The following is a 7,441-nucleotide window of genomic DNA, read 5'->3' as shown; positions in this document are numbered from 1 at the left end:
TGCTCATGCTGAGTTTCCAGCACTAGATTAACTGCCCGTTCACGGACTTCCGGAGAGTAACGTTTGGTCGTTGTCATAGAGACCTCCACTTTTAAAGTATAGACTCTAATTTATCCGGGGTGATTCAAACAGATAGGTTGAAATCATTCTGCAAAGTAATAACAGGTATCACGATAAATGTGTAGATACCTATGCCCTGAGGGCGGTTTCGTCGCGGCGGCCGACGTTGATGTGGTAAACAGGCATGCTGCGCTCGCTATTCCTGGGTCTGCCTTTTTTAGCGACCAAAACCGCCTGAACGACAGACCGGCTTAGGCGGATTCTGCCGCCGTCACGACTTTGCCGACATAGGGTAAATGGCGGTAACGCTGGGCATAATCGATACCGTAGCCGACGACAAACTCATCAGGGATGGTAAAACCCACCCACTCCACCGTCACCTTAACTTCCCGGCGGTCCGGTTTATCGAGCAGCGTGCAAATGGCGAGGGATTTTGGCTGACGCAAGGCGAGGATTTCGCGCACCCGGCTCAGCGTATTGCCGGAATCGATGATATCTTCGACAATCAACACGTCCTTGCCGCCTATGTCCTCATCCAAATCTTTCAGGATTTTTACGTCACGGCTTGAGCTCATGCCGCTACCGTAGCTGGAGGCGGTCATGAAATCCACTTCGTGCGACACGGTGACGGCGCGGCATAAATCCGCCATAAACATGAACGATCCCCGCAACAGGCCGACCAGGACCATCTCGCTGCCGCTATCGCGATAATGCTCACTGATGGATTGCCCCAATTCGGCAATACGCTTGGCGATTTCTTGTTCGGAGATCATGACTTCCACGTGATGTTTCATAAAATACCTATGCCACTGATATTAATCAGTTAAAAACCATTGCAGCCGACAATAAAATCTGTCGCTGAGAGACTGACTGCCCTAAAGCGCATCGCGTTATCAAATACAACTTCGCGCCTCTTAAGGCGAGGGATTATATCAGGGAAGGTCGTCGGATGGGGTGAAAGCATAAAAACAAACCGGCGCTTTTGGACGTTGGGCGGGGTAACCGCTACCCTCAGGCCGTTGACGCCGGATTGACACCAGCGTACAGGCCGGAAGCGAACCCGGCAAAAGACGCTAAGCACGGACGAGATGCGATAAAGCATCATCATGGCGGGAGGAGAAAACGCGCTCCGCCGCCAATGGGTCAGGTTGGCGGACAGCCGGGGGCTAAAAAAAGCCGCCCCGATACCGTGACCGTAGCTTTGACCGTAGCTTAGGCCAGAACCGATATCGTTATCGTAGCCCTGGCCGTAACTCTGGCAGAACCGTTATCGTGACCGTGGCCAAAATGACGACGCGACCGCGACCGTAGCCGTGTTGTCGCCACGACCGATATGGTGGCCGTGGTGTCGCCACGACCGTAGCCCTGGCTATACCTGATATCAGGCCAGCGCGAGCGTGATGTCATACTTGCTGATTTGGCCGTCAGCCTTGCTTAATTTAGCCCGTAACAAGGGCTCAATACTGTTCAACATAGATTGGATTGTCTCTTGAGAGAGGCCACTGCTTTCCCAGACCTGCATCATGCACCAAATAAAGACATCGACCCGCTGCGGCAGCGCATCTTTACTTTTGTTGGCCAACGCAAAAACTGCTACATCATCGCTAAGACCGAACTCCCGCGCGATGGACTGCCAAGGCTGTCCCTGCGCCACCTTTTCGCCGGCCGGTCCTTTATCAACCGCGATCATTTCCAGCGTTCGTAGCGCGTTAATCCCCGTAATACCCAGCGCGTCGGCGACCCGCCCGGCAGGATTCGCCGTTGATAACCCTGGCGGCGGCCACGTCCTGTACCGATATCATCTCAAGCGCGATAATGGCCTGGACGTCGCTAAGAGCAAATTCGTCGGCGATTATCCGGCAAGATTCGCCCTGCCGTGCTCGACGACCGGCGGTGCCTTCCACCGCCAACATTTGCAGCTCCAGCTGCGCCTCAGGCAGATCAATGCCGTAGCTTTCGCTTATCTTGCGACACGATTGCCCCTCGTTGACGCCTGCGCCAGCCGGACCGCTGACGGCCAACATTTGCACGGCGAGCCTGGCTTCGCGCAGGTCGATACCGTAAGTCTCGATGACCTCATGGCAAGATTTACCCTTGCTGATGTCTTCACCGGCCGGGCCGTTCACCGCAACCATCTGCAGCGCGAGCAAGGCCTTTTGAAATATGATCCCGTATTTGTCAGCCACGCCCCGGCACGACTGCCCTTGCTTGACGCACTCTCCCGCCGGACCGTCCACGGCAAGCAATTGCAGCGCGAGTTGCGCATTGTTTTTGTCGATACCAAAGGCGCTGGCGACCTCCTGACAAGGCGTTCCCCGTTTGACGCTTTCCCCGGCCGCCCCTTCCACGGCAAGCAACTGCAGCGCAAGCAGGGCTTCCGGCTGGAAAATACCGTAGGCTTTGGCAACCGTCAGGCACGACTCGCCCCGACGCAGGCAATCCCCCGCCGGTCCTTTGATCGCTAACATCTCAAGAGCCAATAGCGGGCCGTCGTGGCGAATCTCAAGCTCTTGCGCGATGACATGACAGGCTTGCCCGCTGGCGATCGCCTTGACGGCTGGCCCCATAGCCGCGCTGAGTTGAAGACCGCAGAGTATCAGCCCATCCGTAATCCCGTGCTCCTTGGCGACTTTAAAACACCCTTCGCCATTCATGACTCTTGCCTGAGCAATGCTCAACGCCAAGAGCGGCGAGTCTTGATGGCACGTACGGCGCAATGTCTTATCAAAAACGGCAAGCAGCTGTGGCCCCATGTCAGGCGGTGCCGCCAGAATAGCGTCATGCAGATTTTTAATTTTCACCAGATCATCCGCCAAGGCACGACAAAGGCATTTCGGGTGGTTTGTTGATCGCGGTGAGGGTAGCATCGGCGTCTCAGCGCTATTTTCGACCTGCAAGAGCGTTTGCAGAAAGACGTGATCTTTGGCATCGAGGTTCAGTTCTAAACGGAGTATCTTGGTAACGTCCATACACCGTTTATCTAATTGTGCATAACTCGTTATTGGCATTTCACTCTCCTGTGTACAGGTTATTTTCGCCAAAACAATCCTTTGAGAAATAGATCGCATTCATTCATGGCGCCTGAAGTTTATAATCTGTCTTAATGCCGCCATACGGCGCCTAATGTCTCGCTTAACCGTCAGCCAATGCTTAATCCTTAGCCCCTACTACGCACCAGGCCAGGCTTATTTTTAAAGCATCAGCGTCCACAAAATACCCCCCCCAGGTCACCCCTTCTATAGGCAAAGAGGTTTGACCAGGTTGGTATTGAGCACTATCTCATCCAGGCTGATGGGGCAGTTCAATCATGACCACACCAGTATAACGTGATGATTTTTATCGCGTTAAAAAATCTTATTTCCTTCATGGCCAGACTATCCGCAAAAGGTCTCTGCCTGGGTTGCATTCGAGATGGGGCAAACGAAAATAACGTGCGTTGACCGGGCATGGGTCATGTTGAACCTGTGGCGACCGGTATTAGTCCTCACCAACCTGAAGGAAAAGAACACCTTCCTGTCTGTAAATTCTTTTGTCACGCTTAAGCGGGATATATTAAACAAACTTCAGCGAAATTAATAAAGCGTTGAGCCCGACGATAATGACGGCGCGTCAGTTACCTTCATAAGAAATCATCCATGTAATTAATGAAATTGTCATTGCATAAGAGAGGCATTATGTTATCGACATCAAATAAATCTTCGGCGTCTATTGCTTTTAGCGCCGAAGAGGAAACGCGCGTTGCCCTCTCCCTCTCCTCACGCCGGCCGTTATGCAACAGGATCGTTGTGCCCTCCATAACGGCGACGCGCTGACAGGGTTAACGTCTGTTTTGTAACCGTCGGCGGCTAGCGCGTTATCAGCAAGCGGGGCTTATTCCCATTCAGATTTTCAATTGCACCTTCCATCGTCGCGATCGCCGCCCTGCAAACCGCGCTTTATGCCGCGTGAGGGTGTCTGTGTCTAGATAATATTATCGCCAATATGGCTGAGCCATGTGTAAACAGGGGGCAATGACCCTGGGCGGCACGATCAAATTGCCTTAAAGTGACCAGCGATCACGCTAGCATGGAAGCCAACAAGCGGTTTAGGTGACAAATGAAATCGACCCACGGCCTGCCAGGTGAAACCGCGTAAAAAAGTGGGTCATCCCTCGACGCGGCGAGAATCTACGGCATAATGGATAACGAGGCGCGTTGAGCGCGTCAAATGATGGCGCTTAACCGCCACGCTGGCGAAGATCAGGCACGGCACACCCGGTGGGCAGGCTGTTGCGCATGTTTAATCTGGCCGTCTGAGCGTAAGGGAAACAGTGATGCACGCCATCGGCATAGGTGCGCCACACGCGTGATGGTCACAGCGTGAACCCTGCGTTTTCATTTAGGCTCTCGCGTTAGCGCGCGCCGCAAGAGGAATGATGCGACGGCCGGGCCAGGTACGACGCGTTTTGGTACGGGGCTGAACATCGTGACGGCGCATCACGGGGATGGTTTACACGTTTGTCAGACAGTTTCTCTATCTTGTTCCATACTCAATAATGGCAGCCCGGCGGTCTAAAAAATTGAGGGCGTCCATCTTGAAATATGATAACGTCAAAGTATAACGATTGAATTGAGTTTCACTATGAAAAACACCTTATTGGTGATGTTGTTGCTTAGCCTGCTGGGGATATCCAGCGCTGCGCAGGCGCTGACGGAGAACGAAGCGGAAGATATGGCCGACTTGACGGCGGTGTTTGTCTATCTTAAGAATAATTGCGGCTACGCGGATATGCCCAATGAGCAAATCCGTCGCGCAATCCTGATTTTTGCCCAGCAAAACCGCTGGGATCTGAGTAATTACGCCGCCTACGATATGCGTGCGCTGGGTGAAGACAGCTATCGCGACCTGAGCGGCATCCCCGTCCCGTCGGCGAAAAAATGCGAATCGCTGGCGACTAACTCTCTTGGTTTGCTCGCCTACGCCAAATAATACGCTCTCATAACCCCACTGCGCGAAATTTAACCGTGCAACGGTGGGCAGAGTTAGCTATTATATTGCGCTGTTTTTTCATGGCGGACTTGCCAAGGAGCAGCCAGACATGTCCCACCCAGAAACCTGGCACGAAACGTTACACGACCATTTCGGCCAATATTTTACCGTGGATAAGGTCCTGTACCGGGAAACGACCGGCCAGCAGGATTTGGTGATCTTTGAAAACGCCGCGCTCGGCCGCGTCATGGCGCTGGACGGCGTGGTGCAGACCACCGAGCGCGATGAGTTTATTTATCACGAAATGATGGCCCATGTTCCGCTTATCGCCCATGGCGCCGCCAAAAAAGTGCTGATCATCGGCGGCGGCGACGGCGGTATGCTGCGTGAAGTTAGCCGTCATCCTGGCGTCGAGCAGATAACCATGGTTGAAATCGATGCCGGCGTGGTGACGTTTTGCAAACAATACCTGCCGCGCCATAACGCCGGCGCGTTTGACGATCCGCGTTTCACGCTGGTGATTGCCGACGGGGTGGACTTTGTTTGCCAGAGCAGTGACAAATTCGATGTCATCATTTCCGACTGTACTGATCCTATCGGGCCGGGCGAAAGCCTGTTTACCTCTGATTTTTATCAGGGTTGCGCGCGCTGTCTTAATGAAAGCGGCATTTTCGTGGCGCAGAACGGTGTGTGTTTTTTACAGCAGGATGAAGCGGTGAATAGCCACCGGAAACTCGGTCACTATTTTAGCGACGTCAGCTTTTATCAGGCGGCGGTGCCTACCTATTATGGTGGCATCATGACCTTCGCCTGGGCCAGTCAGAATCCGGCGCTGCGCCAACTCGACGCTGGCACCCTGACAGCGCGCATCGACCAAATCGGGCTGACTTGCCGCTATTACAATGCGGCGATCCATAACGGCAGCTTCGCCCTGCCGCAATATTTGTTGAATGCCTTATCAGCCTCCCGCTGAGACGGTATTTATAAGGGGGTGAACCAAATTGCATAAGCTAAAACTACACGGCTTTAACAATCTAACCAAGAGCCTGAGTTTTTGTATTTACGATATTTGTTATGCCAAAACGGCGGACGACCGTGACGGCTATATCGCCTACATTGACGAACAATATAACGCCAATCGTCTGACGGAAATTCTCAGCGAAACCTGCTCTATCATAGGGGCCAATATCCTGAATATCGCCCGCCAGGATTATGAGCCGCAGGGTGCGAGCGTGACCATATTGGTGAGTGAGGAGCCCGTCGATCCGGGCAGTATAGACACGTCTGAACACCCAGGCCCGCTGCCGGAGTCGGTGGTGGCGCACCTGGATAAAAGCCACATTTGCGTGCATACCTACCCGGAAAGTCATCCCGAGGGCGGTCTGTGCACTTTCCGCGCCGATATTGAGGTATCGACGTGCGGCGTGATTTCCCCGCTAAAAGCGTTGAATTACCTGATCCATCAGTTGGAGTCGGATATTGTCACTATGGATTACCGCGTGCGCGGCTTCACTCGCGATATCAACGGGGTAAAACATTACATCGATCACGAGATCAACTCGATTCAAAATTTCATGTCCAAGGATATGAAAGCGCTTTATCACATGATGGATGTGAACGTCTATCAGGAGAATATCTTTCACACCAAGATGATGTTGAAAGATTTCGATCTGAAGCATTATTTGTTCAACGCGCGGCCGGACGATCTTAGCGCCGAGGAGCGTAAAGCGATTACCGACTTACTGTATAAAGAGATGCAGGAAATCTATTACGGCCGCAATCTGCCGGTGCTGTAACCCGTCGCGACCGGCGCCCTGGTCTTCCACTCCGGCGGGGGTTAGGGGCGGCGGGCGCCGCGTTCTGTTGCATGCTAGCGGCCGCGGTAGCGTTATGCCCCATGCCTCAACCGCCGGTTTGGATAAATTGGCGATAGCGGCTTAGCATCAGCAGAAAATCGTCGCTGCCGCACAGGGACAAGCTTTCTTCATCGTAATAACTCAGCCCCTCTTCCAGCGCGTCACATTCCACCGACATGCCGTTGGCGCGTACCATGACCTCTTCGGCGTCAATCAGCAGGGTAAATTCATGGCCGATGTGCTGCCACTGGCGCAGAGAGCCGGACAGGCTATGCAATTGGCGCTCAACGTCAGCCACTCGCGCCAAATCGCCTTTTACTTCGTCATTTAGCCAGTGGCCGATGGCCTCATGGCCCATGGAAAATTTGACTATCACCTGGCCGGTCACATCGCGGAGAAATTCGTATTCCATTATTGCTGTCCACCCCTACATAGGTATCTACACATTTATCGTGATACCTGTTATTACTTTGCAGAATGATTTCAACCTATCTGTTGGCGGGATTGACTCTCGCCTTACCCGCCGATATCAGACGCTGGTTAAACAGCATATGACG

The 7,441-nt window shown here is 53.2% G+C and carries 7 protein-coding genes; 3 read left to right on the top strand and 4 right to left on the bottom strand.

What is annotated here, in order from left to right:
• Positions 1-311: 311 nt before the first annotated feature.
• The 3 genes from hpt to CINSTRO3249_RS10740 form a co-directional block, all read right to left on the bottom strand.
• A complete protein-coding gene (gene hpt, locus CINSTRO3249_RS10750; protein WP_074013283.1) occupies positions 312-854 on the bottom strand; it encodes a hypoxanthine phosphoribosyltransferase in 543 nt (180 codons plus the stop codon).
• 587 nt (positions 855-1,441) lie between these two features.
• Positions 1,442-1,750, bottom strand: coding sequence for a hypothetical protein (locus CINSTRO3249_RS10745; RefSeq protein ID WP_074013282.1), 309 nt, complete (start codon positions 1,748-1,750; stop codon positions 1,442-1,444).
• A 19-nt stretch (positions 1,751-1,769) separates the two neighbouring features.
• Complete coding sequence (locus tag CINSTRO3249_RS10740; RefSeq protein WP_125933172.1) at positions 1,770-3,029, bottom strand: hypothetical protein; 1,260 nt, start codon at positions 3,027-3,029, stop codon at positions 1,770-1,772.
• Positions 3,030-4,680: 1,651 nt separating this feature from the next.
• Here CINSTRO3249_RS10740 and CINSTRO3249_RS10735 point away from each other — a divergent pair.
• The 3 genes from CINSTRO3249_RS10735 to speD all read left to right on the top strand — a co-directional run bounded on the left by CINSTRO3249_RS10735 (position 4,681) and on the right by speD (position 6,824).
• Complete coding sequence (locus CINSTRO3249_RS10735) at positions 4,681-5,028, top strand: YacC family pilotin-like protein (protein WP_074013280.1); 348 nt, start codon at positions 4,681-4,683, stop codon at positions 5,026-5,028.
• A gap of 109 nt (positions 5,029-5,137) precedes the next feature.
• Positions 5,138-6,001, top strand: coding sequence for a polyamine aminopropyltransferase (gene speE, locus CINSTRO3249_RS10730; RefSeq protein WP_074013279.1), 864 nt, complete (start codon positions 5,138-5,140; stop codon positions 5,999-6,001).
• A gap of 28 nt (positions 6,002-6,029) precedes the next feature.
• On the top strand, positions 6,030-6,824 hold the full coding sequence (gene speD / locus CINSTRO3249_RS10725; RefSeq protein WP_074013278.1) for an adenosylmethionine decarboxylase: 795 nt from the start codon (positions 6,030-6,032) through the stop codon (positions 6,822-6,824).
• A gap of 106 nt (positions 6,825-6,930) precedes the next feature.
• Here the strand turns inward: speD and CINSTRO3249_RS10720 are convergent, their stop codons facing one another.
• Positions 6,931-7,296, bottom strand: a complete 366-nt coding sequence (locus tag CINSTRO3249_RS10720; RefSeq protein WP_074013277.1) for a YacL family protein — start codon at positions 7,294-7,296, stop codon at positions 6,931-6,933.
• Positions 7,297-7,441: the final 145 nt, after the last annotated feature.

The organism is Candidatus Sodalis sp. SoCistrobi, assembly GCF_900143145.1.
Classification (GTDB): Bacteria; Pseudomonadota; Gammaproteobacteria; order Enterobacterales; family Enterobacteriaceae; genus SoCistrobi.
This window is presented reverse-complemented; position numbering and strand designations above follow the sequence as displayed.

Bases quoted from the DNA above. Each gene is read 5' to 3' on its own strand.
- CINSTRO3249_RS10735 (WP_074013280.1), top strand. From the start codon at position 4,681: ATGAAAAACACCTTATTGGTGATGTTGTTGCTTAGCCTGCTGGGGATA.
- hpt (WP_074013283.1), bottom strand. From the start codon at position 854: ATGAAACATCACGTGGAAGTCATGATCTCCGAACAAGAAATCGCCAAG.
- CINSTRO3249_RS10745 (WP_074013282.1), bottom strand. From the start codon at position 1,750: ATGATCGCGGTTGATAAAGGACCGGCCGGCGAAAAGGTGGCGCAGGGA.
- CINSTRO3249_RS10720 (WP_074013277.1), bottom strand. From the start codon at position 7,296: ATGGAATACGAATTTCTCCGCGATGTGACCGGCCAGGTGATAGTCAAA.
- speE (WP_074013279.1), top strand. From the start codon at position 5,138: ATGTCCCACCCAGAAACCTGGCACGAAACGTTACACGACCATTTCGGC.
- CINSTRO3249_RS10740 (WP_125933172.1), bottom strand. From the start codon at position 3,029: ATGGACGTTACCAAGATACTCCGTTTAGAACTGAACCTCGATGCCAAA.